This is a genomic window from Kitasatospora sp. NPDC096140 (assembly GCF_040303045.1).
GTDB lineage: Bacteria > Actinomycetota > Actinomycetes > Streptomycetales > Streptomycetaceae > Kitasatospora.
Genome location: NZ_JBEOUW010000024.1, coordinates 25,024 through 51,602, shown reverse-complemented (window position 1 = coordinate 51,602; position 26,579 = coordinate 25,024). Strand labels below are relative to the sequence as shown.

Sequence of the window (26,579 nt, the reverse complement as noted above, 5' to 3'; positions counted from 1 at the left end):
AAAACCGGACGTCCCCCGGCGGCTCAGGCCACCGGGGGACGCCGAGGGACGAGCGCCGGAACAGCTACGCCTTCACCAGGTCCGTGCCCACCGGCTCCCCGGCCGCGGGCTCCCCGGCCGCCGGCCGTGGCGCCGGGATCACCGCCGGCTCGATCTCCGGCAGCTCGACGTGCTCGCTCAGCCCGAAGCGCCGGTGCAGTCGCCGCAGCGGAGCGGGCGCCCACCAGTTGAACTCGCCGAACAGGCTCATCGCGGCCGGCACCAGGAGGCAGCGCACCAGGGTGGCGTCCACCGCGACGGCGACGGCCAGCGCGATGCCCATCTGCTTGACCATCAGCATGTCCCCGAGCGCGAACCCGGCGAAGACGATCACCATCAGCAGTGCCGCCGAGGTGATGATCCGACCACTGCGCTGGACACCCAGCTCCACCGACCGGGTGCAGCTGTGCCCCTTGTCCCGCAGTTCCTTGATCCGGGCGAGCAGGAACACCTCGTAGTCCATCGACAACCCGAAGGCGAAGGCGAAGACCAGCACCGGGATGAAGGTCTCCAGCCCGCCCGTCGGACTGAACCCGAGCAGCCCGCTGAAGTACCCGTCCTGGAACACCAGGGTGAGCGCGCCGAGCGAGGCACCCAGCGACAGCAGGTTCATCAGCAGCGCCTTGACCGGCATCACCACCGAGCCGGTCATCAGGAACAGCAGCACCAGCGTGCCCGCCGCGACCAGCCCCAGCGCCCACGGCCCGCGCGAGAGCAGTTCCTTCTGGAAGTCGACCACCGAGGCCGCACCGCCGGTGACGTAGGTCTTCAACCCGCCGCGGTCCGCCCGCAGCTCCTCGACCACGTGCTTGGCCTGCCCGCCCTGCGGGTCCCCCTTCACCAGCACGTCGATGGTGGAGACGGCGTCGCTCACCGGGCTGACCGCCCGTACCCCGCTCACCCCGGGCAGCTTGGCGACCACCTCGTCGGCGTACGCCTGCGCCACCGTCGCGCCGCCCTCGACCACCACCGTGATCGGCGCGGCCGAGACCTGCGGGAAGCGCTGGTCGACGGTCTCGGCGACCTGCCGCCCCGCCGAGGAGGCGGGCAGCACGGCGGCGCCCGAGTTGCGCATCTCGGCGTGGAGGAACGGAGCCCCGGCCGCCATCAGCAGCGCCACGGAGGCGAGCGTGACCAGCACGGCCCGCTTGCGGACCCGGCGGACGGTCCGGCTGAAGAACCCCTCATCCGGTACGGGCGAGGTGGGCGTCTTGATCCGGGAGCCGGCGAAGCCGAGCAGCGCGGGGATCAGCGTCAGCGCGGCGGCGACGGCGATCACCACCACGCTCACTCCGGCGGCGGCCACCGCCCCGAGCACCGGGCTGGTGAAGACGAACAGACCGGACAGCGCCACGGCCACGGTCAGCCCGGAGAAGGCCACGGTGCGCCCGGCGGTCGCCGCGGTGCGCTCGACGGCGGCGGCGATGCCCGCGCCGTGGCCGCGTTCCTCGCGGAAACGATTCACCATGAGCAGCGCGTAGTCGATCGAGAGCCCGAGCCCCAGCACGGTCGCGATCGGCAGCACGCTGGTGTCGATGTCCATGATCTGGCTGAACCCGAACATGGCCAGCAGCGCACCGCCCACCGAGGCGACCGCACCGATCACCGGCAGCGAGGCCGCCGAGAGCCCGCCGAAGACCAGCACCATGACGACCAGCGTGAGCGGCAGCGTCACCATCTCGCCGAAGCGGGTGTCCTTCTCGGTCTGCTTCTTGACCTCGTCCTGCAGCACCAGGTCCCCGCCGACGGTCACGTGCGCGCCGCCCGCGCCGTTCAGCGCGGTGAGCCGCTCGGTGACGGCGTCGGTCTGGGCGGTGGTCGCGGTGTCGGCCATCCGGACGGTCACCAGGCTCGCCGTGCCGTCGGCGGAGCGCAGCGCGGCCGGGGCCGGGCCGGGGCCGTAGGCGTCGAGGCTGGAGGAGACCCCGGGCAGGGCGGAGATCTCGGCGGTGGCCTTCTCGACGGCGGCCTTCACCGCCGGATCGTCCACCGGCTTCCCGTCCACCACGGCGGTGACGGTGCCCTTGACCGGGTCGGCCGCGGTGACCACCGCGCTGCCCCGGTCGGCCTCGGCGCTGGCGGAGGAGGCCCCCGCCACCGAGCCTTCGAAGACCCGGCCGCCGATCAGGACACCGAGGACCAGGACGACGGCCCAGAAGCCGAGCACCCAGCGGCGGTGGCGGAAGCAGAACCGGCCGAGGGCCGCGAGCCGGCCGCCGACCACGGCGGCGGGGGTGACGGGGGCGTCGGACGAGGGGTTTCGCATGAAGGAGCCTTTCGGGCAGCTCCATTCAATGTAGGCGGAACCCGAACTTCGACCTATAGAAGGGCAATGAGCCCCATCTCACACTTTCCTTCACATAAAACACACATAAGTCAAAGCGGAAAACCAAATGGGCCCCACCCGAAATTCCGGGTGGGGCCCATCTACTAGCTATCGGCTAGCGGGAAGCGAGAGCCTCAGCTCTGGCCACCGGCCAGCTTCTCGCGCAGGGCGGCCAGGGCCTCGTCGGAGGCCAGGGCGCCCGAGCCCTCGTCGCTGCTGGACGAGTAGGAACCACCGGCGGCAGCGGCGACGGCGTCGCCACCCTCCTCGGCAGCCTGGGCGTCGGCCTCGCGGCTCTTGATGACCTGGGCCTGGTGCTGCTCGAAGCGGGTCTGCGCCTCGGCGTACTGGCGCTCCCACTCCTCGCGCTGCTTCTCGAAGCCGGGCAGCCAGTCGTTCGCCTCGGGGTCGAAGCCCTCCGGGTAGATGTAGTTGCCCTGGTCGTCGTACGAGGCGGCCATGCCGTACAGGGTCGGGTCGAACTCGACCTCGGCCGGGTTGGCACCCAGGGCCTCGTTCGCCTGCTTCAGCGACAGGCTGATGCGGCGACGCTCCAGGTCGATGTCGATGACCTTGACGAAGATCTCGTCGCCGACCTGGACGACCTGCTCCGGGATCTCGACGTGGCGCTCGGCCAGCTCGGAGATGTGGACCAGACCCTCGATGCCCTCGTCCACGCGGACGAACGCACCGAACGGAACCAGCTTGGTGACCTTACCCGGGACGACCTGACCGATCTGGTGCGTACGGGCGAACTGCTGCCACGGGTCCTCCTGGGTCGCCTTCAGCGACAGGGAGACGCGCTCGCGGTCCATGTCAACGTCGAGAACCTCGACGGTGACCTCCTGGCCGACCTCGACAACCTCGGACGGGTGGTCGATGTGCTTCCAGGACAGCTCGGAGACGTGCACCAGGCCGTCGACGCCACCCAGGTCCACGAAGGCACCGAAGTTGACGATCGAGGAGACGACGCCGGAGCGCACCTGGCCCTTCTGCAGGGTGGTGAGGAAGGTCTGGCGGACCTCGCTCTGGGTCTGCTCCAGCCAGGCACGGCGGGACAGGACCACGTTGTTGCGGTTCTTGTCCAGCTCGATGATCTTGGCCTCAAGCTCCTTGCCCACGTAGGGCTGGAGGTCGCGGACGCGACGCATCTCGACCAGCGAGGCGGGGAGGAAGCCGCGGAGGCCGATGTCGAGGATGAGACCACCCTTGACGACCTCGATGACGGTACCGGTGACGATGCCGTCCTCTTCCTTGATCTTCTCGATCGTGCCCCAGGCACGCTCGTACTGAGCGCGCTTCTTGGACAGGATGAGACGACCCTCCTTGTCCTCCTTCTGGAGAACCAGGGCCTCGATGTTGTCACCGACGGCGACGACCTCGTGCGGGTCAACGTCGTGCTTGATCGAGAGCTCGCGGGACGGGATGACGCCCTCGGTCTTGTAACCGATGTCGAGGAGGACCTCGTCACGGTCGACCTTCACGATGACGCCCTCGACGATGTCGCCATCGTTGAAGTACTTGATGGTCTCGTCGATGGCGGCGAGGAAGGCCTCCGCGTCGCCGATGTCGTTGACCGCGACCTGCGGGGTGGTGCTGAGGGAGGAGTCGGTGGGGCTCGTCATTAGGAAAAGGGCTCCGGTACGGACATGAAAGTCGTAGGTAATGCCACGCGGAGGGCCCGTATCGCTCCCACCGAAAGCCGGACAGCCAAGAACACGGCGCACCGGCATTCCCGTGACAACGGGAATCGGCGTCCGTCTTGCGACCGTGGGGTCTTCGACAGATGCGAGCGCGACCTGCTCCGTCTGAGGCGCGCAGGCCCGCAGCGCAACTTGTAGCATACGGGGACGGCCAGGCACGGTCAACGCCAAGAGAGTCAAGACGGTGGAGCCTGGTACGGATCAGGCCATATCCTCCGATTGCGCGCCTCGCGGCGGCGCCCGCAGGGGCCCTTCCCCGGATGCCACCGCCAGGATCCGGACCCCTCTCGGGGCCGGTTCGCGGCAGCGGCGCTTCCGCACTCCATACCCTACGCGATGGGCATTGTCACCGTGGCCACCACCCCCCAGTCAGACCTCCACGATCTTGACGCATCCGCCGAGGAGGCCGACGACGACGCGGTCCGACGCGACGCGGGCACCGGGGAGAGCAGCCGCGCCAGCCGGCACTGGTGGGACCGCAACGCCGACGAGTACCAGGACGAACACGGCGACTTCCTCGGCGACGACCGCTTCACCTGGTGCCCCGAAGGCCTCGACGAGGCCGACACCCACCTGCTCGGCGACGTCGCCGGCAAGGACGTGCTGGAGATCGGCGCCGGCGCCGCCCAGTGCTCCCGCTGGCTCGCCGGCCGCGGCGCCCGCCCCGTCGCCCTCGACATCTCCTACCGCCAGCTCCAGCACTCCCGCCGGATCGACCTCGGCCGCGGCGCCGTCCCCGTCCCGGTCGTCCAGGCCGACGCCGCCGTCCTCCCCTTCGCCGACGGCGCCTTCGACCTCGCCTGCTCCGCCTACGGCGCCGTCCCGTTCAGCGCCGACACCGCCGCCCTGATGCGCGAGGTGCACCGGGTGCTGCGGCCCGGCGGGCGCTGGGTGTTCTCGGTGACCCACCCGATCCGCTGGGCCTTCCCGGACGAGCCGGGCGTCGAGGGCCTCACCGCGATGTCCTCCTACTTCGACCGCACCCCCTACGTCGAGCAGGACGAGCAGGGCCACGCCACCTACGTCGAGCACCACCGGACCGTCGGCGACCGGGTCCGCGAACTCGTCGGCGCGGGCTTCCGCCTGCTGGACCTGGTCGAGCCCGAGTGGCCGGCCGGCCTGGAACAGGAGTGGGGCGGCTGGTCCCCGCTCCGCGGGCGCCTGATCCCCGGCACGGCGATCTTCGTCACGGAGCGGGGCTGACGCACGTGACCCCGGCCTGGCACGACCTGCCCGTCCGCACCGCCCTGCCCGCACTGCACGACGCCCTCGCCGGACACGGCACCGCCGTCCTCGCCGCCCCGCCCGGCACCGGCAAGACCACCCTGGTGCCGCTCGCCCTGGCCGGACTGCTCGGCGACGGCCGGCCGGTGCGCCGGGTGCTGGTCGCCGAACCGCGCCGGCTCGCCGTCCGCGCCGCCGCCCGGCGGATGGCCTGGCTGCTCGGATCCGCCGTGGGCCGCGAAGTCGGCTACACCGTGCGCGGCGAGCGCCGGGTCGGCCCGGAGACGGTCGTCGAGGTGGTCACCACCGGCGTGCTGCTGCAGCGGCTCCAGCGCGACCAGGAACTGCCCGGCGTGGACGTCGTCGTCCTCGACGAGTGCCACGAGCGGCACCTGGACGCCGACACGGCACTCGCCTTCCTGCTGGACGTCCGGGCGGCACTGCGGCCCGAACTCGGACTGGTCTGCGCCTCGGCCACCCCCGACACCGAGGCCTGGGCCGAACTCCTCGGCGGCGCCCCCGTGGTGGAGGCGCACGGGGTCTCCCACCCGGTGGACGTCCTCTGGGCGCCCCCGCCGCGCGCCGTCCGGCCCGCACACGGCACCCGGGTCGACCCGGCCCTGCTCGACCACGTCGCGGCCGTCGTACGGCGGGCGCTGAGCGAGCGCGAGGGCGACGTCCTCTGCTTCCTGCCCGGCGTCGGCGAGATCGCCCGGGTCGCCGGACAGCTGGCCGCCGTGCCCGCGGACGTGCTGCAGCTGCACGGGCGCGCCCCGCAGGCCGTCCAGGACGCCGCCCTCACCCCGGCCGAGGGCCGCCGGGTGGTGCTGGCCACCGCCGTCGCCGAATCCTCCCTCACCGTGCCCGGCGTACGCGTCGTGGTCGACGCCGGGCTCGCCCGCGAACCCCGCACCGACCACGCCCGGGGACTCGCGGGGCTCGTCACCGTCCGGGCCTCACTCGCCGCCGCCCGCCAGCGCGCCGGACGGGCCGGGCGCGAGGCCCCGGGCACGGTGTACCGCTGCTGGCACGAGGCCGAGGACGCCCGCGCCGCACGGTTCCCCACCCCCGAGATCGCCCTCGCCGACCTCACGTCGTTCGCCCTCCAGGCCGCCTGCTGGGGAGACCCGGACGCCACCGGCCTCGCCCTGCCCGACCGGCCCCCAGCCGGCGCGATGGCCGCCGCCCGGGAAACCCTGCTCGCCCTCGGGGCCGTTTCCGCTGATGGGCGCGCAACGGCGCGCGGTGTACGGCTCGCCAGGACCGGGCTGCACCCCCGGCTGGGGCGGGCCCTGGTCGACGGCGCACCCGCCGTGGGCGCCCGCCGGGCCGCCGAGGTCGTCGCGCTGCTCTCCGAAGAGCCGCCGCGCGCGCTGGGGGACGACCTCGGCGCGGTGTGGCGCGGAGTGAAGGACTCCCGCGACCCCTACGCCGGGCGCTGGCGCGACGAAGTCCGCCGGCTGCAGCGCGCCGCGGGCGACGAACCCGCCACGGCGTTGGGCGATGCGACCGCCGTCGGGCTGATCGTCGCCCTGGCGTTCCCGGAGCGGATCGCGAGGGCGAGGGTCGAACGCCCGGCGCCCGGCGAGCGCAGCCCGTACCTGATGGCCTCGGGGACGGCCGCCGAACTCTCCCGCGACACCCGGCTCGGCGCGCTGCCGTGGCTCGCCGTCGCGGTCGCCGACCGGCCCGCGGGATCGCACTCCGCGCGGGTGCTGCACGCGGCGGCACTGGACGAGGACACTGCGCTGCAGGCCGGTGCGGCACTGCTCGGCACCCGCGAAGAGGTCCACTGGGACAGCCGGCGGGGTGAGGTGGTGTCCCGCCGGGTGGAGTCGCTGGGCGCCATCGAACTGGCGGAGAAGCGGCTGGACCGCCCCGACCCGGCGCTTGTCCGGGCCGCCATCCTCGAAGGCCTCGCCCGCGAGGGCGTCAGCGAGCTACTGACCTTCCCGTCCAACCTCCGCGAACGCCTGGCGTTCCTCCGTGCCGCCCTCGGAGATCCGTGGCCGAACGTGTCCGACGAGGCCCTGCTGGAACGCGCCGACGAGTGGCTGGAGCCCGAACTCTCCCGCGCCCGCCGCCGCGCCGACCTCACGAGGATCGACACGACGGCAGCGCTGCAGCGCCTGCTCCCGTGGGCGAGCGGACAGGCCGGGCGGTTGGACGAGTTGGCCCCCGAACGCATCACCGTGCCGTCCGGGTCGAAGATACGGGTCGACTACAGCACCGAACGCCCCGTGCTGGCCGTCAAGTTGCAGGAGCTGTTCGGCTGGAAGGCCGCTCCCGCCCTGGCCGGCGGCCGCGTGCCGCTGACGGTGCAGTTGCTGTCCCCCGCCGGCCGCCCCGCCGCCATCACCGGCGACCTGGAGGGGTTCTGGCAGAACGGCTACCACGCCGTGAGGGCGGATCTCAGGGGCCGCTACCCCCGCCACCCCTGGCCCGAGGACCCGACCACGGCCGAGCCCACCAAGCGCACCAACGCCAGGAAATAGCAGGCACGGATCGGCGGGGGCGACGATACTCCCCGGGTGTTCTACGAAGACCTCAGCGAGTACAGCTACCAGGCCAACGACTCGTTCACGGACAGCGGGTCGAACTTCTACGCGCTCAGGTACCGGCCGACATACACCCGTCTGAATGTCGGCTGGCTGGAGTCCGACCGAACGTACGCGACCGGGCCGGTCCCCGGCCATTTCGTCGAGAAGCTGGAAGCCGTCCAGAAGGTCCAGTGGATGAACGTCTGCCGCGGCTTCCACGACTGCGGCCTGTGCCCCGAGGAAGTGGCTCCCGAAGGGAACGGGGAGGTGCGGATCCCGGGCGAGCCCGGCATCGCCTACGCCGCTCCGTTCCTGATCACCCACTACATCACTGCCCACGGCTACCGGCCGCCCCAGGTCTTCGTCGACGCCGTCATGGCCGTGGACCTCGATGCCTGGGCCGCCGCACGGTGGCCCGACGTCCCGTTCCCCTGGGTTCCCGACGACGCGGAACGCATGCTGGAGTGAGGCCCGCGAACCTCACGGCGCGAACCGGCTAACGCACCACGGGGAACTCCCCCGAGCGCCAGTCGGCCAACCGCCTGCGGATGTTCGACACCATCGGCAGACCGTCCGTCTCCGCCGGGGCGAACCACGCCACCTCGTAGGACTCGTCGGACACCCGCAACTCCCCGCCGAGCGGGCGCCCGAGGAGACAGATGGAGAACTCCTGGCGGACCTCCCCGTCGTCATAGGCGAAGACGTGCCGGGGGTCGGTGTAGGTGCCGACGATCCCGGTGATCTCGATGTCGATGCCGGTCTCCTCACGCGTCTCCCGGACCCCGCACCCCGCGAGCGACTCACCGATGTCCATCTTTCCGCCCGGCAGGGCCCACATCCCGTTGTCGGTACGGCGCTGGAGGAGGACCCGGCCCGCATCGTCGACCACGACGACGGACGCCGCCGGGACGAGGGAGTTGGCCGCGGGGGCGTTCGGGTCGTCCTCGTAGTCACGCCTGGCCATGATCCGCCACCTCCGTTATCGGGTTCGTCCACACATTCCTACTAGCGCGACGCTCACACGACGCGTCAGACGTCACCGAACTCCCCGAAGCGAACGGCGGTCACGAAGGACTGCCATGCGTCGACGGGGAAGGAGAGCACGGGACCGCGAGGGTCCTTGGAGTCCCGGACAGGCACCTGACAGGGGTCGCCGACTGCAACCTCCACACATTGTCCCTGCTGGGCGCTGAACGAGCTCTTACGCCAGGTCAGCGTGCCAGTCAGACCCATGTCGGCACGTCACCTTCACGGACTGCCACCACAAACGCTTCCCAGGCCGCCGCAGGGAAGATGAGAACCGGGCCATACGGGTCCTTGGAGTCGCGCACAGGAACGGTGCCCGGCACGCTGTCGGACACCTCGATGCACTGCCCGCCATTGCTGCTGTAGCTGGACTTGAACCAGTCGAGGGTCATAGTTGCCTCCGTAGCTCGCGGATCATCGCCACCGAGTCCGCCTGTGAAAGAGCATGCGTTTGCAGCTGATAGTAGGACGCCAACTCGGCTGTCACGGCGCTGCCGTCCCTCTCCAAACGCCCTTGGTGTGCGCTCTCGGCATAGGAGATCAGCGATCGGTCGGGCAACGTCAGAATGGACACCGGAAGATCAAAGGCCCTGTCCTCCCCCAGCTGGTACGGGGCAAGCTGAAGCCTCACGGTGGGCTCCTCGGCGAACTCGACCAGACGGTCGAGCTGAGCCGCCATCACAGCGCCCCCACCCACGATCCGACGAATGCAACTCTCATCCATGACCACATGGATCAAGGGCGGTGGCTCCCGGCGCATGCCCGCCTGCCGGTTGATGAGGACGCGCACTCGCTCGTCCGCCTGGTCCTGAGTGATGGTTCTCCGGCGCACAGCACCCGCCGCAATGGCTGTTGCGTACTCCTTCGTCTGCAGCAGGCCCGGCACGATGCCGAGCTCGAAGAGTCGCAGTTCGACGGCCCGATGCTCTTGAGTGACGAACTCGGCAAAGCCTTCCAGTAGTGCGCTGTACTTGACGTCGCTTGCCTTGTGCTTGAACGTTCCCGCCTGCGATGTGCCGAATGCACCGTCAAGTGCTGCTGCGATCCGTCGGGTTGGTTTCCTCCGGCCATTTTCAAGAGCCGAGATGTGGGACGAGGTGCAGCCAACCAACCCTGCAAGGTGTTCCTGCGTCCACCCTCGTCGCTCGCGCGACTCGCGAAGGAACGCTCCGAACTCGGCCGCAGGGGAGGTCTGAGGATCAAGTTCCCTCTTGTTCACGGCGATTCACCCCACCAATCAAACAAAACAGCCACGTTGAACAGCTCTGAAGCCTAGGGGAAAGTGGACGCACTGAGTAGCCGTATCGCTACACATCGGAGCGGCGCATGCCATCACTCCGCGCCGCTCCCACGCTCCCCCATCCGCCCCCAAGGACACCACCATGCTCGCTTCCCGCCGCCCCCGCACGTTCGCCGCCCGGCTCGACTCGCGCACCGCATCCACCCCGTTCGCCCGACACCTGCTCCGCGCCTACCTCGCCGCCCTACCCGACGGCGAACGCTATTCGGACGTGGCGGAGTTGCTCCTCGGCGAACTGGTCACCAACGCCGTCCAGCACTCCTCCGCTCCGCCCGACCGCCTCGTCGAGGTCCGCTTCTCCGTCGTCCGCGACCTCCTCCGCCTCGAAGTCCACGATGCCGGCGCCGGACGTCCCTCCGTCCGCGCCGCCGGTACCGACGAGGAGCGCGGGCGTGGGCTCTTCCTCGTCAACGAGCTGGCCGAGCGCTGGGGTTGCTGCCCCCGCTCCGGCGGCATCGGCAAGTTCGTCTGGGCGCTCGTCGCGCCCGCCCTCGCCACCGTCTGAAAGCGCACCCCGATGCAGCCTCCCCTCCTCACCCTCGCCCAGCACGCCCTCGCCCGCGGCGCCACCCCCGCCCAGGCCTACGCCCTCCTCGCCCGCCGGACCCGCCAGCCTCTTCCCTCCGCCCGCGCCGTCTGCCTCGCCCTCTCCATCCCCCTCGCCGAGGCCACCACCCGCCTCGGCGACTGCTACGGCTCCCTTCTCGCCAACCCCCGCCCCGGCTCCGAGGCCGACACGGGTGAACTTCTCGAAGCCCTCGGCGTCTTCGACGTCCCCGCCGCCCTCACCGACACCGACCGCGCCGTCATCGACCTCTTCCTGACCGCGATCGACGCCATGGGCGGTATCCGCCCCGGCCACCAGCACGGCCTCGATCGCTGGTTCACCACCGGCAACCTCACCGCCGCCTACCTCTCCCTCGCCGCCGCCCAGCCCCTCCCCCGCACCGGCGACCCCGCCCGCTACTGGGCCGCCCTCGTCGCCGCCCGCGAACTCCTCGCCACCGCCCCCGGCCCCGACACCCGGATCAAGCTCGCCCTCGCCCACTGCCGCACCCGCGCCGCCGCCCACACCACCACCCCCTGAACACAGGAAGTCGACCCCACCGACTTCCCGCTCCCCCCACCACCCCGACCGCCCGCCCACAGCGAGCCGATGAACGACTCCGCACAGCAGCGGAGTTGCCGGAAATAACCGGATACCGCTACAAGGAGGACACATGACGCAGACCCCCGTGCCGTGGGGCATCGGCAGGATGGGGCCCTACGCGGCCACTGCCACGCTCCCCGCGTTCACGCCCGTGATCGACCCCGAGACGCAGATCGCCGTCATCGTGGACGAGAACGGCCGAACGGTCGAGCTGGGCAGCCACGGCACCAGCACGAGCGGTGTCACGCCCACCCACACCAGCCCCGGCGACGGGGCCAAGCCGGGCGGGTCCACGGACAGCGACGTCACCGAGTCCTACGACCAGGACCAGAGCTCCGGCTGATGGACGACCGAAGCGGGTCGGTGCTGGTACTGACCAACTCCTCCGATGTGACGGCGGACGCGGTGCTGCGGCTGCTCGCCGAGCGCCGGGTTCCCGTGGTCCGTCTCGATCCCGGCACCGACCTGCTCACGGCCGCCTCACTGACCGCCACGTACCGTACGGGCGGTCAGCGGGGCACCCTCCGCACGTCGAGCCGGGAACTGGACCTCACGGCCGTTCGCTCCGTCTGGGTGCGCAGGCCCTCGCCCTACGAGGGGCCGCCCGACCTCGACGGCCAGGACCGCCGGTTCGCCGCCTCGCAGGCGTTCTGGGGCGCGGGCGGCATCCTGGCCTCCCTTCCTGGGGCGCACTACGTGAACCATCCCTGGGCCAACCGGGCGGCGGAGTACAAGCCCGCTCAGCTCGCCGCCGCACAACGCTGCGGATTCCACGTGCCCCACACACTGATCACCGACGACGCGCGTGAGGCACGGGAGTTCACCTCATGCCACGACGGCGGCGCGGTGTACAAGCCGCTGTGGAACACGTCGTACTCGGTCGACGGGCAGGCCCGGGCCGTCTGGGTGCGTGAAGTCGACGGGTCCGAGATCACCGAGGCGGTGGCGGCGTGTCCGCACCTCTTCCAGGCCAAGGTTCCCAAGGTGTTCGACACCCGGGTGACCGCCGTCGGAAGCCGCCTGTTCGGCGCCCGCATCGACAGCCCGGATCTCGACTGGCGACACCGTCAGGACCGGATGCGGTGCAGTCCGATCGACGTCCCCACCCCGGTCGCCGAGTCCATCGCCCACTACCTCGCCACCTTCGCACTGGCCTTCGGCGCCTTCGACTTCGCCGTCACCGCAGACGGCACCTGGTACTTCCTGGAGTGCAACCCCAACGGGCAATGGGCTTGGCAGCCGACCGGGATCACCAACCGGATCGCGCACGCGATCGCGGACCGACTGGAAAGAGGCCACGACGAGTGACCAGCTCCGACACCCTGCGCGCCGCCCTGGTCGAGCGGCTCACCGAGAACGGCACGCTCACCGACGCCGCCTGGGCCGAGGCCGCTACCGCCGTACCGCGCGAACTGTTCGCCGGCAGCTACTTCGTCCCGATCGAGGGCAGCACCCCGACCGGCTACCGAACCGTGCACCCCGCTGACCCCGGGTGGCTGAAGGGGGTCTACACGGATCAGACCCTCATCACCCAACTCGACGGTCGCACAAGCCCGGAGGACGCCGGGGACCAGCCGGTCACCGGGGCGCCCTCGTCGTCCTCCACGCTGCCCTCGCTCGTGCTGGACATGTGGCAGCGGCTCGGCGCGGACGCCGGTCACCGGGTGCTCGAAGTCGGCACGGGAACCGGCTACTCCACCGCCCTCGGTGCCCACCGCCTCGGCGACCGGAACATCACCAGCATCGAGTACGACCCCCTGGTGGCCACGCGCGCCGCTTCCGCACTCCGGGCCGCCGGCTACGCCCCGCGCCTGCTCACCGGCGACGGTCTCGACGGCGACCCGGAGGGCGGCCCGTTCGACCGGCTCATCGCGACGTGCTCGGTCCGGTACCTGCCGATGGCCTGGCTCCGCCAGGTCGAGCCGGGCGGGCGGATCCTGGTCACCCTGTCCGGGTGGAGCTACGCCAACGCCCTGGCACTGCTCGACGTCACCGGCCCCGGTGAGGCCACCGGCAGGTTCCTGCCCGGCTACACCAGCTTCATGATCGCCCGGCCCCACGACCGCCCGCCCCGCCCCGTTCTCGCCCTACTCCCCGGAGAAGAACGCGCGAGCCGGATCGACCCGGCGAAGCTCGACACGTGGACCGGAAGCTGGGTCGCGCAGCTCGCGGCGCCCTCGGCCGAACGGATGGGAAGCGGCGGGAATCAGATCCTCTCGGACGTGGCCACCGGATCGCAGGCCCGGACCGTGCCCGACCCCGCAGGCGGCTGGACCGTGGTCCAGCGCGGACCACTCCGCCTGTGGGACCGGGTGGAAACCGCCATCGAGGCCTGGCAGGGCGCGGGCGAGCCGCAGCAGGACGCCTTCGGCATCACCGTCTCGGCGGCGGGGCAACGGGTCTGGCTCGGCAGCGCGGACGGTCCGGGCTGGGACCTGCCGATCTGACCGGGCGCGCGACACCCCTGCCCCCGAACCGGCGCACAGGAAGTCGACCCCATCGACTTCCTGTGCGCTCCGGACCGAACGGCGGGCACGGCCCCCGAACGCCGGCCCCCGCGCGTCACCGCCCGGGAGTGGTGCCCCGCGCTCAAGCGGTCAGGCGCTCAAGCGGTCAGGGCGACGATGACGGTCCAGTCGGGGCTCAGGCCGCCCTCGGCGAGCTCGGTGAAGATGCCCTCGGTGTCGATGCGGCCGGTGGCGATGTCGCCGTTGCCGGCCCGGTAGAACAGGGCTTCCTCGCCGACCGGCACGATGTGCGTCCAGCCGGAGGAGAGCCGACCCTCGGCCAGCTCCGTGAAGATCCCGTCGGTGTCGATCCGGCCGGTGGCGATCACCCCGGTATCGGACCGGTAGAACAACTCGGCTCCCAGGGGCTCGATGTGGGTCCAGCCGGTGGAGAGCCGACCCTCGGCCAGCTCGGTGAAGATGCCGTTCGTGGACAGGTTCCCGGTGGCTATCACGCCGCTGTCGGACCGGTAGAAGAGCAGCACCCGGCCGACCGGCACGATGTGCGTCCAGTGCGGGGAGAGCCGGCCCTCGGCCAGCTCGCTGAAGATGCCGTTGGTGTCGATCCGGCCCGTCGCGATCACCCCGGTGTCGGACCGGTAGAACAGCAGCTCCCGCCCCACCGGCACGATGTGCGTCCAGCCGGTGGAGAGCCGACCCTCGGCCAGCTCGCTGAAGATGCCGTTGGTGTCGATCCGGCCGGTGGCGATCACCCCGTCACCAGCCCGGTAGAACAACAGCTCCCGCCCGATGGGCACGATGTGCGTCCAGTGCGGGGAGAGCTTTCCGTCGGCCAGGCCGTTGAATCTGCCGTCGGTGCCGAGTCTTCCCGTCGCTATCAGGCCGTCGTCGGCCCGGTAGAAGAGCATTTCCCTGGACATGTGTCCTCCTCAGTCGCAGGGACCGGGGCCGTCGCGTCCCACGGGTGCGCGCGGCCGCCGTCGGGTCGGTCCCTCGCCGACCAGCTCCCTCCACGCTACGCGCACGAACCGCCGGGTGTCACCGGCTGCTTCGGCGTCAACCCGGCGGCTACGGAGCGCACTCGCGGTGACTTCGCGTCACCGGCCCGGGCGGCCGGCGCGCCTCTGGCGAAGGCGCGCGCAGACGCGGCCCCGGCGCAATGGCGTCGGTCAGGAGGAGGCCCACCAGGTGGAGGGCGTCGCGACCGTGTAGCCCAGCGACTCGTACAGCGGCCTGCCCAGCTTCGAGGCGGTGAGGGTGGCCGGCAGGTCCGTCATGTGGGCGAGGGCGCCGAGCATGACGGCCCGGCCCACGCCGCGCGAGCGGAACGCCGAGGACGTGGCGACCCAGTAGTGGCTTCCGACACCGTTGGCCACGACGCTGACGCAGGCTCCCGCGACCGTGCCGTCGATGGAGGCGACGAACACGTCCAGGCCCGGCTGTTCGATCAGCGCCGCCGGGAAGAGCTCACCGGGGCGGTGGGGCTGGAACCCGTCCAGGTCGAAGCCCTCGATCACGACCTGTTCGGCCGCCTGGAGGTCGCCGGCCCCCCGCACCCGGATCACGTCCAGGGCCGGTTCGGCGACGGGCCCGGGCAGGCGCAGCATGATCGGCATCTGCCAGTTGCGCAGGCCCAGGCCCAGGTCGCTCAGGTCGGCCGAGCTGAACGGGTCGTCGACGTAGGCCGTCCCGGCGGCCGCGCGGACCAGCTCGCCCACCTCGGCGAGTTCGGCCGGGTCGAGGTCGGGCTCCTGGATCAGGACCCGCAGGCCCGCGCGCGCGTCGCCGTCGACCGCGACGAATCCGCGGCGCCGGATCACCTCGTGGCCCCGGCTCAGGCCGGTCGCGGTCCAGAAGGCGGCGGAGTTGCGGGCCTGGGCGGTCGGCGCCTCGGCGAGGGACGGGAACTGGTCGGTCGAAGGGGTTCCGGTTGTCATTGCGCCTACGGTAGTACGAAATTGACCGAACATGAGGACCAATTCCCCGTCGGCGGAACAGGCCTCCCCGGACCGGGCCGCCCCCGGACCCCGCACACGACGGCGGGCCCGGACACCTGTGTGCCCGGGCCCGCCGATACCGCTCCGCCGTCAGTGCGCGGCGGCCTCCCAGTTCGCGCCGACGCCGACCGAGACGTCCAGCGGGGCGCGCAGCGGGTACGCACCCGCCATCTGCTCGCGGACGACGGCCTCCACCCGCTCGCGCTCGCCGGGGGCCAGCTCCAGGACGATTTCGTCGTGCACCTGGAGCAGCATCCGGGAGGTGAGGCCGGCCGCGCGCAGCGCCTCGTCCACCCGGAGCATGGCGATCTTGACGATGTCGGCGGCCGAGCCCTGGATCGGGGCGTTGAGGGCCATCCGCTCCGCCATCTCGCGGCGCTGGCGGTTGTCGCTGTTGAGGTCCGGCAGGTAGCGGCGGCGGCCGAGCAGCGTCTCGGTGTATCCCGTCGCGCGGGCCTCGTCGACGACCCGGCGCAGGTAGTCGCGCACGCCGCCGAAGCGCTCGAAGTAGGTGTCCATCAGGCCCTGCGCCTCGGCGGGCTTGATGCCGAGCTGCTGCGAGAGCCCGTACGCGGACAGCCCGTACGCCAGGCCGTAGGACATCGCCTTGATCTTGCGGCGCATCTCGGCGTCGACCGCGGCGCCCGGGACCTCGAAGACCTGGGAGGCGACGGTGGTGTGCAGGTCCTCGCCGGAGGCGAAGGCCTCGATCAGCGCCTCGTCCTCGGACAGGTGCGCCATGATCCGCAGTTCGATCTGCGAGTAGTCGGCGGTGAGCAGCGTCTCGTAGCCCGCGCCGACGACGAAGGCGCGGCGGATGGCGCGGCCCTCCTCGGTGCGGACCGGGATGTTCTGCAGGTTCGGGTCCTGCGAGGAGAGCCGGCCGGTGGCGGCGACCATCTGGTTGAAGGTGGTGTGGATCCGGCCCTTGGGCGAGACGGTCTTGAGCAGGCCCTCGACGGTGGTGCGCAGCTTGGCCTGGTCGCGGTGGCGCAGCAGGATGACCGGCAGCTCGTTGTCGGTCTGGGTGGCCAGCCAGGTCAGCGCGTCGGCGTCGGTGGTGTAGCCGGTTTTGATCTTCTTGGTCTTGGGGAGCGCGAGCTCGCCGAAGAGGATCTCCTGGAGCTGCTTGGGCGAGCCGAGGTTGAACTCGTGCCCGGCGGCGGCGTGGGCCTCCTCGACGCAGCGCTGGATCTCGGCGGCGAACTGCGTCTCCAGCGTGGTGAGCCACGCGCGGTCGGCGGCGATGCCGTAGCGCTCCATGCGGGCGAGCAGGGCGGCGATGGGCAGTTCCATGTCGTGCATCAGCCCGGCGGCGCCGACCTCGGCGAGGCGGGTGTCGAAGAGCGCGGCGAGGTCGAGCACGGCGCGGGCCTGGAGCATCAGCGACTGGGCCGCGGCGGTCTCGTCCTCCTCCGGCGCGTCGAAGGCGAGTTGGCCGCTCTCGGCGGCGGGGGCCGGGGTGAGCGAGCGGGCCAGGTACTCCTCGGCGAGCACCTCCAGGGTGAAGGTGCGACGGCCGGGCTTCTCCAGGTAGGCGGCGAGCGCGGTGTCGGCGACGACGCCCTCGACCGTCCAGCCGCGCTCGGCGAAGGCGCGCATGACCTGCTTGGCGATGTGCAGGGCCTTGGGGGCGGCCGGGTCGGCGAGCCAGCCGGCGAAGGCCCGCTCGTCCTCCTCGGCGAGCAGGGCCGGGTCGAACCAGGCGGCCGTCTCGCCCGCGGCGAGGGCGACTTCGGTGACCTCGCCGGTGCCGAGCGCCCACCGGTAGACGGCGGCGAGGGCGACGGTGGTCTTGCCGTCGGAGGCGTGCTCGCGCAGCCAGGCGGCCAGGGTGCCCGGGTCGGTCAGCAGTTCGCCGTCCACCTCGACGCCGGGGGCGAGTTCGGCGGCCTCCTCCTCCCCGACGGCCGGGTCGATGCCGTAGACGCGGTCGCGGAAGTTGGCGTTGCGGAACTCCAGCGACTCCATCAGGGTGCCGACGGCGGTCCTGTCGAACGGCGCGCGGGCCAGGTCGGCCACGCCGAGCGGGAGTTCGACGTCGCGGACCAGTTCGGTGAGGACGCGGTTGCGCTTGACCGAGTCGAGGTTGTCGCGCAGCTTCTCGCCGATCTTGCCCTTGACCTCGTCGGCGCGGGTGACCAGTTCGTCGAAGGAGCCGAACTGGTTGACCCACTTGGCGGCGGTCTTCTCGCCGACGCCGGGGATGCCGGGCAGGTTGTCGGACGGGTCGCCGCGCAGCGCGGCGAGGTCCGGGTACTGGCGCGGGGTGACGCCGTACTTCTCGGTGACCTTCTCCGGGGTGAAGCGGGTGAGCTCGGAGACGCCCTTGGTCGGGTAGAGGACGGTGACGTGGTCGGTGACCAGCTGGAGCGAGTCGCGGTCGCCGGTGACGATGTCGACGTCGTACCCGGCCGCCTCGGCGGCGGTGGCCAGGGTGGCGATGATGTCGTCGGCCTCGAAGCCCTCGGCGGTGATCCGGGGGACGTTCATGGCGTCGAGGAGTTCGCCGATCAGGCCGACCTGGCTCTTGAACTCGTCCGGCGTCTTGGCCCGGTTGGCCTTGTAGTCGGGGAACTCGACGGAGCGGAAGGTCTGCCGGGAGAGGTCGAAGGCGACGGCGAGGTGGGTGGGCTGCTCGTCGCGGACGGTGTTGGCGAGCATCGACGCGAAGCCGTAGACCGCGTTGGTGGGCTGCCCGGTGGAGGTGTTGAAGTTCTCCACGGGCAGGGCGTAGAAGGCCCGGTAGGCCATCGAGTGCCCGTCGAGCAGCATCAGCCGGGGCCGCGGGCCGGCCCCGCCGCCACCCGTAGCGCCCTTGTCCGTACTCTGCGTAGCCACGTCAACGTCCGTTCCTGCCGATTCCACTACCGTCCACCGATCCTATGGCCCGGCACCGACAAAAGGGGCACGGCACCGGTGGGGCCGAGCACGGCAGCGGCGGCGCAGCAGGGCCCGCAGCGACGGCGCGAGGAGGCCCGCAGCGACGGCGCGAGGAGGCCCGCAGCGGCGGCCGCGGCGGGGCGCCCGCCGGGGCCGCCACGCCAGCCTCCGGCCGCGCGCTCTACCGCCGAGTAGGACGGTCGTACGATCACAGGCAGCAGGACCCGTGACCCCCGAGCGGCAGGAGTTCCCCCATGACCGATGCGGCGCCCGACACCGCCCCCCTCCTGAACGTCCCGCAGGACGTGCTGGACCACTTCGCCAAGCTGGGCGTCAGCCCGGAGACCTTCTCCGGCGGCCTCCTCGGCGAGAAGCTCGGCATCCGGATCGTCGAGGCCTCCGGCGACCGCGTGGTCGGCACCATGCCGGTGGAGGGCAACCAGCAGCCGTACGGGCTGCTGCACGGCGGTGCGTCGGCGGCGTTGGCCGAGACGCTGGGCTCGATCGGGGCGATGCTGCACGCCGGCCCCGGCCGGTACGCGGTCGGCGTGGACCTCAACGCCACCCACCACCGCTCGGCGACGTCCGGCCTGGTCACCGGGGTGGCGACGGCCGTGTTCAAGGGCCGCACCGCCGCCACCTACGAGATCGCGATCACCGACGACACCGGCAAGCGCGTCACCAGCTGCCGGCTGACCTGCATGCTGCGCGACCTCTAACGGCCCGACAGCTTCTGCGAGTTCAGCAGACGCGGCATCAGATTCCTTTTCCGCCCCCTTGTTTGACCACCGACCCTCCTGGGCAGGCGTTGGTCAAACGAGGGGGCGTTCGCATGCCCGGACGCGCCGAGGCGCCCTCCACGCCCGTAACGCTGCGTAACAAGCAGGAAATCCTCGCACGAGTCCGGCTCCGGGAGCCCCGGGCGCCCCGAGATCACTTGACCGTGCTCTTTTCGTCCGCAATCCGGACGCTCAAGGCCGGAACCTGGGAATCGGACATGACCGTCCGGTAATCGACGACGCCAGCCGCAACCCGCATTTCTGGCCCTTACATCGCCCTACCAGCGCGTAAACGCCCGAAAGCGCCGGATCGATCGAGCCGAAACGACCACATGTTGAGACAACTGCTCCGTGTGCTCATAACAAGAGAATCACAGCATGCTCGCAGCACTGCCCGAGCCGCCCAACCACGCCTAGAGTCACGGCCAGTCACCGCGCCATCCAATTGGGCCTGGCCCTCAGCGCACCCGGCTCCCGCCCCTCCGGCGCGGGCGCATCCTGAACCGAAGGGGACCCTCGTGCGTCACCGTTCAGCAGTTGTCGTGAGCATTGCCGTGATCGCCGCCCTCAGCCTCAGCGCCTGCGGCTCTCGCGGTGACAAGAAGTCCGGCGACGGAGGCAGCGGCGGCGGCTCCGCCGCCACCGTCACCATCGGCATCGACGCCCCGCTCACCGGCGACCTCTCCGCCATCGGCATCGGCATCCGCAACTCCGTCGAGCTCGCGGTGAAGAAGGCCAACGAGGCCAACGAGGTCCCCGGCGTCAAGTTCCAGATCAAGGCACTGGACGACACCGCCAAGCCCGGCCCCGGCCAGCAGAACGCCACCCAGCTGGTCGGCGACACCAGCGTGATCGGCGTCGTCGGCCCGCTCAACTCCAGCGTCGCGCAGTCGATGCAGCAGATCTTCGCCGATGCCAACCTCGTCGAGATCTCCCCCGCCAACACCGGCGTCGCCCTCAGCCAGGGCGAGAAGTGGGCCACCGGCGAGAAGGCGCGCCCCTTCAAGACCTACTTCCGCACCGCCACCACCGACGCCGTCCAAGGCCCCTTCGCCGCCCAGTACCTCGCCAAGGACGCCAAGAAGTCGAAGGTCTTCCTCATCGACGACCAGAAGACCTACGGCGCCGGCCTCGCCGGCACCTTCAAGGCCGAGTTCACCAAGCAGGGCGGCACCATCGTCGGAGAGGAGCACGTCAACCCCGACGACCGCGACTTCGCCGCCATCGTCACCAAGGTCAAGAGCTCCGGCGCCGAAGCCGTCTACTACGGCGGCGAGTACCCCGCCGCCGGCCCGCTCTCCCTCCAGCTCAAGGAGGCCGGCGTCAACATCCCGCTGATGGGCGGCGACGGCATGCAGAGCAAGGACTACATCAAGCTCAACCCCAAGAGCGCCGGCGACTTCGCCACCGCCGTCGGCGGCGCCGTCGAACAGCTCCCCACCGCCGCCAAGTTCATCGCCGACTACAAGGCCGCCGGCTACAAGGACGCCTACGAGACCTACGGCGGTTACTCCTACGACAGCGGCTGGGCCATCATCCAGGCCGTCAAGACCGTCGTCGCCGCCAACAACGGCAAGCTCCCGGCCAACCCCCGCGCCGCCGTCGTCGACGCCGTCCAGAAGGTCTCCTTCGACGGCGTGACCGGCAAGGTCTCCTTCGACGAGTTCGGCGACACCACGAACAAGCAGCTCACCGTCTACACCGTCAAGGACGGCGCGTGGGCCGTGGAGAAGACCGGCACCTTCAACGGCTGACCCCCAGCCGACCCGAGCCACCCGAACCACCACAGCGCGCGGGGGCGCCACGAGTGCCCCCGCGCGCCCCCACATCCACCACCCACGCGGACACCCCAGAACGCACTACGGAGGCCCAGCGGTGCACGACCTACCGCAGCAGCTGGCCAACGGCCTGATCCTCGGCGCCCTCTACGGCCTCGTCGCGATCGGCTACACGATGGTCTACGGCATCGTCCAGCTCATCAACTTCGCCCACGGCGAGATCGTCATGGTCGGCGGCTTCGGCGCCCTGACCGCCTACCTCGCCCTCCCCGGCGGCACCACCCTCTGGCTGGCCCTACCGCTGATGCTGATCGCCGGCATCCTGGTCTCCACCCTCACCGCCGTCGCAGCCGAGCGCTTCGCCTACCGCCCCCTGCGCAACGCCCCCCGGCTCGCCCCCCTGATCACCGCGATCGGGCTCTCCATCTTCCTCCAGCAACTCGTCTTCTCCTTCTACCCCGACGCCAAGAAGGCCCGGGTCTTCCCCAAGATCCCCGGCGACCCCTTCAGCCTCGGCTCCGTCACCATCCAGCGCAGCGACCTCTTCCTCATCATCGCCGCCCCCCTGTGCATGCTCGCCCTCGGCTGGTTCGTCACCCGCACCCGCTCCGGCCGCGCCATGCAGGCCACCAGCCAGGACCCCGACACCGCCAAGCTGATGGGCATCGACACCGACCGCATCATCGTCATGGCCTTCGCCATCGGCGCCGCGTTCGCCGCCGTCGCCGCCATCGCCTACGGCCTGCGCAGCGGCCAGATCGACTTCCGGATGGGCTTCATCCTCGGCCTCAAGGCCTTCACCGCCGCCGTCCTCGGAGGCATCGGCAACATCTACGGCGCCATGCTCGGCGGCCTCGCCCTCGGCCTCGCCGAAGCCCTCGCCACCGGCTACATCCAGCACCTGCCCGGCATGCACCTCTTCGGAGGCGGCGCCTGGAAGGACGTCTGGGCCTTCGTACTCCTCATCCTCGTGCTCCTCGTCCGGCCCCAAGGCCTGCTCGGCGAGCGCGTCGCGGACAGGGCGTGACCACCATGACCACCACGACCACCGAGACCACCCCGGTCATCCCCCTGCCGGCCCGCGCCGCCGCAGCCCTCACCGGCCTCGGCGCCCTCACCACCGCCGCCTCCGCCGCCATGTCCTGGACCTGGACCTCCGACTTCCCCGGCGACCTCACCTACTACGGCTCCCCCGCCGGCCTCCAGTGGCTCGCCCTCACCGCCGGCGCCCTCACCCTCGTCCTGCTGCTCGCCGCCCAGGGCGTCCCCGGCCTGCGCTGGGCCTCCCCCACCCGCAGCAACAACGCCGTCCTCTACGCCGCCACCGGCGCCCTCGCCGTCGCCGCCTACTCCGTCTCCGCCATCGCCGTCGACCTCGGCGGCCTCGCCAACCTCGAACCCGGCGGCTGGGTCCTCGCCGCCGGCGGCCTGCTCACCGTCCTCGGCGCCCTCGGCCTCCCCCTCGACCGCCGCACCGCCGTCCCCCTGCGGATCGTCGACAAGCGCCTCTTCCTGCTCGTCCCCGCCGCACCCCTGGTCTGGCTCGGCGCCCACGCCATCCCGTCCGACAAGCCCGTCGCCCCCGTCATGACCGCCCTCGCCGGCGGCGTGGCCATCGCCACCGGCGCCGTCCTGCTCCTCCAGCTCGGCCACCTCGCCAACACCTGGCTGCGCCTCGGCCGGATCGAGCGCCCGCTGGCCGCGCCGAAGCAACTCCCCTCCTGGGTCGAGGTCCTGGTCATCGTCGGCGCCTTCGGGCTCGGCCTCTTCGCGATCACCTTCGGCATCGACACCGAGTACGGCGAACTCTTCATCTGCTACCTGCTGTTCGCCGGCCCCACCGTCGCCGCCCTCACCCGGTCCGGCCTGATCGCCCGGCTGCGCGCACTGACGGTCAAGCACCGCCCGGTCACCACCGGCGCCGCCTTCGCCGCCGCCGCCAGCTTCCCCTTCACCCAGAGCAGCGACCAGTACACCTCGGTCGCCACCAACATCCTGATCTTCGCCACCGTCGCCCTCGGCCTCAACATCGTCGTCGGCCTGGCCGGACTGCTCGACCTCGGGTACGTCGCCTTCCTCGGCGTCGGCGCCTACGCCGCCGCCCTGGTCTCCGGCTCCCCCGCCTCGCCCATCCACGTCCAGTTCCCGTTCTGGGCCGCGATGCTCACCGGCGCCGCCGTCTCCATGGTCTTCGGCGTCCTGATCGGCGCCCCCACCCTGCGGCTGCGCGGCGACTACCTCGCCATCGTCACCCTCGGCTTCGGCGAGATCTTCCGCATCACCATGCTCAACCTCAACGGCACCACCGGCCCCAAGATCACCAACGGCTCCAACGGCATCCCGCGGATCCCCGACCTGGAGATCCTCGGCTTCGACCTCGGCAAGACCCACACCGTCGCCGGCATCGAACTCGGCCGCTTCTCCAACTACTACCTGCTGATGCTCCTCGTCACCGCCCTGGTCGTGCTCGTCTTCGCCCGGGTCGGCAACTCCCGCATCGGCCGCGCCTGGGTCGCCATCCGCGAGGACGAGACCGCCGCCGAAGCCATGGGCATCAACGGCTTCCGCCTCAAGCTCCTCGCCTTCGCCCTCGGCGCCTGCCTCGCCGGCCTCGCCGGCACCGTCCAGGCCCACGTCAGCTACACCGTCACCCCCGACCAGTACACCTTCGCCGAGGCCCTCCCGCCCAACTCCGCCTTCCTGCTCGCCGCCGTCATCCTCGGCGGCATGGGCACCATCAGCGGCCCGCTGGCCGGCGCCACCCTCCTCTTCCTCATCCCGAAGAAGCTGGAGTTCCTCGCCGACTACCAGCTCCTCGCCTTCGGCGCCGCCCTCATCGTCCTCATGCGCGTCCGCCCCGAAGGCCTCATCCCCAACCGCCGCCGGCAACTGGAGTTCCACGAAGCCGCCATCCCGGCCCAGCCCACCGGCGAGCCGACCGCACTCACCAAGGCAGGGGCGTGAACGACCCGATGACCACCACCGCCGCACCCCTGCTCGAAGTCACCGGCGTCACCATGCGCTTCGGCGGCCTCACCGCCGTCAACGACGTCTCCCTCACCGTCGGCGAGGGCGAGATCATCGGCCTCATCGGCCCCAACGGCGCCGGCAAGACCACCTTCTTCAACTGCCTCACCGGCCTGTACGTCCCCACCGAGGGCTCCGTCCGCTACCGCGACGTCGTACTGCCCCCCAAGCCCCACCTGGTCACCCAGGCCGGCATCGCCCGCACCTTCCAGAACATCCGGCTCTTCGCCAACATGACCGTCCTGGAGAACGTCCTCGTCGGCCGCCACACCCGCACCAAGGAAGGCATCTTCTCCGCCATCCTGCGCGGCCCCGGCTACCACCGCGCCGAAGCCGAGAGCCGCGAGAAGGCCATGGACCTCCTCGCGTTCACCGGCCTCGCCGACAAGGCCGACCACCTCGCCCGCAACCTCCCCTACGGCGAGCAGCGCAAGCTCGAAATCGCCCGCGCCCTCGCCTCCGAACCCGGTCTGCTCCTCCTCGACGAGCCCACCGCCGGCATGAACCCCCAGGAGACCCGCGCCGCCGAGGAACTCGTCTTCGCCATCCGCGACAAGGGCATCTCCATCCTCGTCATCGAGCACGACATGCGCTTCATCTTCAACCTCTGCGACCGCACCGCCGTGCTCGTCCAGGGCCAGAAGATCGTCGAGGGCGACCGCGAGACCGTCCAGAACGACGAGCGCGTCATCACCGCCTACCTCGGCGCGCCGCTCGAAGAGACCGCCCCGGCAGACGCCGCCCCGGCAGACACCGTCCCGGCAGACGCCGCCCCGGCAGAGACCGCCCCGGCAGGTCCGGAGACCGTTACGGAGACCGACCAGTGACCGCACTCCTTGAGGTCGAGGACCTCCGCGTCGCCTACGGCAAGATCGAAGCCGTCAAGGGCATCAGCTTCACCGTCGAACAGGGCGAGGTCACCACCCTCATCGGCACCAACGGCGCCGGCAAGACCACCACCCTGCGCACCCTCTCCGGCCTCCTCAAGCCCACCGCCGGAAGCATCACCTTCGAGGGCCGGGACCTCTCCACCGTCCCCGCCCACAAGATCGTGTCGCTCGGCCTCGCCCACTCCCCCGAGGGCCGGCACATCTTCCCCCGCATGACCATCGAGGAGAACCTCCTCCTCGGCGCCTTCCTGCGCTCCGACACCGCCGGCATCGCCGCCGACGTCGAACGCGCCTACGGCCTCTTCCCCATCCTCGGCGAACGCCGCAAGCAGGCCGCGGGAACGCTCTCCGGCGGCGAGCAGCAGATGCTCGCCATGGGCCGGGCCCTGATGTCCCAGCCCAAGCTGCTCATGCTGGACGAGCCCTCCATGGGCCTCTCCCCGCTGATGATGCAGAAGATCATGGCGACCATCGTCGAACTCAAGGCGTCCGGTACGACCATCCTGCTCGTCGAGCAGAACGCCCAGGCGGCCCTGTCCCTCTCCGACCGCGGCTACGTCATGGAGACCGGCCGCATCGTCCTCTCCGGGACGGGCGCCGACCTCCTCCACGACGAGTCCGTCCGCAAGGCCTACCTCGGCGAGGACTGACCCCCGTCACGCACGAAGGGCCCGGCAGATCCGCTCTGCCGGGCCCTTCGCCGTGCGCGTCGTGCTCGTCGCACTCGTCCTGCTCGTCCTACTCGGACTTGCCCTCTTCCGCCTTCTTGCGGTCCTGGGCCTCGCCCTCCTCGATGACCGCCTCGGCCACCGCCGCCATCGTCATCCGCCGGTCCATCGAGGTCTTCTGGATCCACCGGAACGCGGCCGGCTCGTTCAGCCCGAACTTCGTCTGCAGCACACCCTTCGCCCGGTCGACGAGCTTCCGCGTCTCCAGCCGCTGGCTGAGATCCCCGATCTCCTTCTCCAGCGCCCGCATCTCGGCGTACCGCGACACCGCCATCTCGATCGCCGGCACCAGGTCCGACTTCGAGAACGGCTTGACGATGTACGCCATCGCCCCCGCGTCCCGCGCCCGGTCCACCAGCTCCCGCTGCGAGAACGCGGTCAGCATCAGCACCGGAGCCAGGTGCTTCTCGTGGATCTGCTCGGCGGCCGACAGCCCGTCCAGCACCGGCATCTTCACGTCGAAGATCGCCAGATCCGGCTTCAGCTCCTCCACGAGCTTCACCGCCGTCGCCCCGTCACCCGCTTCGCCGACGACGGTGTACCCCTCCTCCTCCAGCATCTCCTTCAGATCGAGGCGGATCAGCGCCTCGTCCTCGGCGATCACGATCCGGGTGATCTGGGGCGTATCGGTCTCAAGCGGCTGTGCCTGCTCGTCGGCGGTGCTCACGGGGCTCCTCGTTCCGGCGGGGTACTGCACAGATGAGGGTACCTACACCCACTC

General features: G+C 71.0%; 24 protein-coding genes. 14 read left to right on the top strand and 10 right to left on the bottom strand.

Going from position 1 to position 26,579, the window contains the following annotated elements:
* Nucleotides 1-64: 64 nt before the first annotated feature.
* Nucleotides 65-2,305 (bottom strand): MMPL family transporter, encoded by a 2,241-nt coding sequence (locus ABT048_RS24190; RefSeq protein WP_350523554.1) that lies wholly within the window; start codon nucleotides 2,303-2,305, stop codon nucleotides 65-67.
* A 194-nt stretch (nucleotides 2,306-2,499) separates the two neighbouring features.
* On the bottom strand, nucleotides 2,500-3,990 hold the full coding sequence (rpsA, locus tag ABT048_RS24185) for a 30S ribosomal protein S1 (RefSeq protein WP_316520647.1): 1,491 nt from the start codon (nucleotides 3,988-3,990) through the stop codon (nucleotides 2,500-2,502).
* Nucleotides 3,991-4,404: 414 nt separating this feature from the next.
* On the opposite strand from rpsA, the gene ABT048_RS24180 reads away from it, so the two are divergent.
* Genes ABT048_RS24180 through ABT048_RS24170 form a run of 3 tightly spaced genes read left to right on the top strand, consistent with a single transcriptional unit; the run spans nucleotide 4,405 to nucleotide 8,300 of the window.
* Nucleotides 4,405-5,271 carry a class I SAM-dependent methyltransferase gene (locus ABT048_RS24180; protein WP_350523553.1) on the top strand — a complete coding sequence of 289 codons (867 nt, stop codon included), beginning with the start codon at nucleotides 4,405-4,407 and terminating at the stop codon, nucleotides 5,269-5,271.
* A 5-nt stretch (nucleotides 5,272-5,276) separates the two neighbouring features.
* Nucleotides 5,277-7,787 carry an ATP-dependent helicase HrpB gene (hrpB, locus tag ABT048_RS24175; RefSeq protein WP_350523552.1) on the top strand — a complete coding sequence of 837 codons (2,511 nt, stop codon included), beginning with the start codon at nucleotides 5,277-5,279 and terminating at the stop codon, nucleotides 7,785-7,787.
* Between the two features lie 36 nt (nucleotides 7,788-7,823).
* Nucleotides 7,824-8,300 carry a DUF7919 family protein gene (locus ABT048_RS24170; RefSeq protein ID WP_350523551.1) on the top strand — a complete coding sequence of 159 codons (477 nt, stop codon included), beginning with the start codon at nucleotides 7,824-7,826 and terminating at the stop codon, nucleotides 8,298-8,300.
* Nucleotides 8,301-8,328: 28 nt separating this feature from the next.
* Here the strand turns inward: ABT048_RS24170 and ABT048_RS24165 are convergent, their stop codons facing one another.
* The 4 genes from ABT048_RS24165 to ABT048_RS24150 all read right to left on the bottom strand — a co-directional run bounded on the left by ABT048_RS24165 (nucleotide 8,329) and on the right by ABT048_RS24150 (nucleotide 10,077).
* The gene (locus ABT048_RS24165) at nucleotides 8,329-8,796 is read right to left on the bottom strand and encodes an NUDIX domain-containing protein (protein WP_350523550.1); all 468 of its coding nucleotides are present in this window, start codon (nucleotides 8,794-8,796) and stop codon (nucleotides 8,329-8,331) included.
* Between the two features lie 65 nt (nucleotides 8,797-8,861).
* Complete coding sequence (locus ABT048_RS24160; RefSeq protein WP_350523549.1) at nucleotides 8,862-9,065, bottom strand: DUF397 domain-containing protein; 204 nt, start codon at nucleotides 9,063-9,065, stop codon at nucleotides 8,862-8,864.
* On the bottom strand, nucleotides 9,056-9,250 hold the full coding sequence (locus ABT048_RS24155) for a DUF397 domain-containing protein (RefSeq protein ID WP_350523548.1): 195 nt from the start codon (nucleotides 9,248-9,250) through the stop codon (nucleotides 9,056-9,058). The genes ABT048_RS24160 and ABT048_RS24155 overlap by 10 nt, the downstream gene beginning before the upstream one ends.
* Nucleotides 9,247-10,077: a helix-turn-helix domain-containing protein gene (locus ABT048_RS24150; protein ID WP_350523547.1), complete on the bottom strand. Its 831-nt coding sequence runs from the start codon at nucleotides 10,075-10,077 to the stop codon at nucleotides 9,247-9,249. Before ABT048_RS24150 ends, ABT048_RS24155 begins: the two co-directional genes overlap by 4 nt.
* Nucleotides 10,078-10,240: 163 nt before the next feature.
* Between ABT048_RS24150 and ABT048_RS24145 the strand changes: the two genes are divergently transcribed.
* From ABT048_RS24145 to tgmC, 5 genes are all read left to right on the top strand, one after another.
* Complete coding sequence (locus tag ABT048_RS24145; protein WP_350523546.1) at nucleotides 10,241-10,663, top strand: ATP-binding protein; 423 nt, start codon at nucleotides 10,241-10,243, stop codon at nucleotides 10,661-10,663.
* A gap of 12 nt (nucleotides 10,664-10,675) precedes the next feature.
* Nucleotides 10,676-11,245, top strand: a complete 570-nt coding sequence (locus tag ABT048_RS24140; protein ID WP_350523545.1) for a hypothetical protein — start codon at nucleotides 10,676-10,678, stop codon at nucleotides 11,243-11,245.
* Nucleotides 11,246-11,378: 133 nt separating this feature from the next.
* Nucleotides 11,379-11,651 carry a putative ATP-grasp-modified RiPP gene (gene tgmA / locus ABT048_RS24135; protein WP_350523544.1) on the top strand — a complete coding sequence of 91 codons (273 nt, stop codon included), beginning with the start codon at nucleotides 11,379-11,381 and terminating at the stop codon, nucleotides 11,649-11,651.
* Nucleotides 11,651-12,616, top strand: a complete 966-nt coding sequence (gene tgmB, locus ABT048_RS24130; protein WP_350523543.1) for an ATP-grasp ribosomal peptide maturase — start codon at nucleotides 11,651-11,653, stop codon at nucleotides 12,614-12,616. Before tgmA ends, tgmB begins: the two co-directional genes overlap by 1 nt.
* Nucleotides 12,613-13,755: an ATP-grasp peptide maturase system methyltransferase gene (gene tgmC / locus ABT048_RS24125; protein WP_350523542.1), complete on the top strand. Its 1,143-nt coding sequence runs from the start codon at nucleotides 12,613-12,615 to the stop codon at nucleotides 13,753-13,755. Before tgmB ends, tgmC begins: the two co-directional genes overlap by 4 nt.
* Before the next feature lie 158 nt (nucleotides 13,756-13,913).
* On the opposite strand, the gene ABT048_RS24120 is transcribed toward tgmC, so the two are convergent.
* The 3 genes from ABT048_RS24120 to polA all read right to left on the bottom strand — a co-directional run bounded on the left by ABT048_RS24120 (nucleotide 13,914) and on the right by polA (nucleotide 18,548).
* Nucleotides 13,914-14,696: a hypothetical protein gene (locus ABT048_RS24120; protein ID WP_350523541.1), complete on the bottom strand. Its 783-nt coding sequence runs from the start codon at nucleotides 14,694-14,696 to the stop codon at nucleotides 13,914-13,916.
* 249 nt (nucleotides 14,697-14,945) lie between these two features.
* Nucleotides 14,946-15,713: a GNAT family N-acetyltransferase gene (locus tag ABT048_RS24115; protein ID WP_350523540.1), complete on the bottom strand. Its 768-nt coding sequence runs from the start codon at nucleotides 15,711-15,713 to the stop codon at nucleotides 14,946-14,948.
* A gap of 150 nt (nucleotides 15,714-15,863) precedes the next feature.
* Nucleotides 15,864-18,548 (bottom strand): DNA polymerase I, encoded by a 2,685-nt coding sequence (gene polA / locus ABT048_RS24110; RefSeq protein WP_350523633.1) that lies wholly within the window; start codon nucleotides 18,546-18,548, stop codon nucleotides 15,864-15,866.
* 362 nt (nucleotides 18,549-18,910) lie between these two features.
* Between polA and ABT048_RS24105 the strand changes: the two genes are divergently transcribed.
* From ABT048_RS24105 to ABT048_RS24080, 6 genes are all read left to right on the top strand, one after another.
* On the top strand, nucleotides 18,911-19,375 hold the full coding sequence (locus tag ABT048_RS24105; RefSeq protein WP_350523539.1) for a PaaI family thioesterase: 465 nt from the start codon (nucleotides 18,911-18,913) through the stop codon (nucleotides 19,373-19,375).
* Between the two features lie 578 nt (nucleotides 19,376-19,953).
* On the top strand, nucleotides 19,954-21,189 hold the full coding sequence (locus ABT048_RS24100) for a branched-chain amino acid ABC transporter substrate-binding protein (protein ID WP_350523538.1): 1,236 nt from the start codon (nucleotides 19,954-19,956) through the stop codon (nucleotides 21,187-21,189).
* A 121-nt stretch (nucleotides 21,190-21,310) separates the two neighbouring features.
* The gene (locus tag ABT048_RS24095) at nucleotides 21,311-22,240 is read left to right on the top strand and encodes a branched-chain amino acid ABC transporter permease (RefSeq protein ID WP_350523537.1); all 930 of its coding nucleotides are present in this window, start codon (nucleotides 21,311-21,313) and stop codon (nucleotides 22,238-22,240) included.
* A gap of 5 nt (nucleotides 22,241-22,245) precedes the next feature.
* Entirely contained in the window at nucleotides 22,246-24,177 is a 1,932-nt protein-coding gene (locus ABT048_RS24090) for a branched-chain amino acid ABC transporter permease (RefSeq protein WP_350523632.1), read from the top strand.
* An 8-nt stretch (nucleotides 24,178-24,185) separates the two neighbouring features.
* Complete coding sequence (locus ABT048_RS24085) at nucleotides 24,186-25,067, top strand: ABC transporter ATP-binding protein (RefSeq protein WP_350523631.1); 882 nt, start codon at nucleotides 24,186-24,188, stop codon at nucleotides 25,065-25,067.
* Nucleotides 25,064-25,780, top strand: coding sequence for an ABC transporter ATP-binding protein (locus tag ABT048_RS24080; RefSeq protein WP_350523536.1), 717 nt, complete (start codon nucleotides 25,064-25,066; stop codon nucleotides 25,778-25,780). Before ABT048_RS24085 ends, ABT048_RS24080 begins: the two co-directional genes overlap by 4 nt.
* A gap of 88 nt (nucleotides 25,781-25,868) precedes the next feature.
* Here the strand turns inward: ABT048_RS24080 and ABT048_RS24075 are convergent, their stop codons facing one another.
* On the bottom strand, nucleotides 25,869-26,525 hold the full coding sequence (locus tag ABT048_RS24075; RefSeq protein WP_350523535.1) for an ANTAR domain-containing response regulator: 657 nt from the start codon (nucleotides 26,523-26,525) through the stop codon (nucleotides 25,869-25,871).
* Between the last annotated feature and the right edge of the window lie 54 nt (nucleotides 26,526-26,579).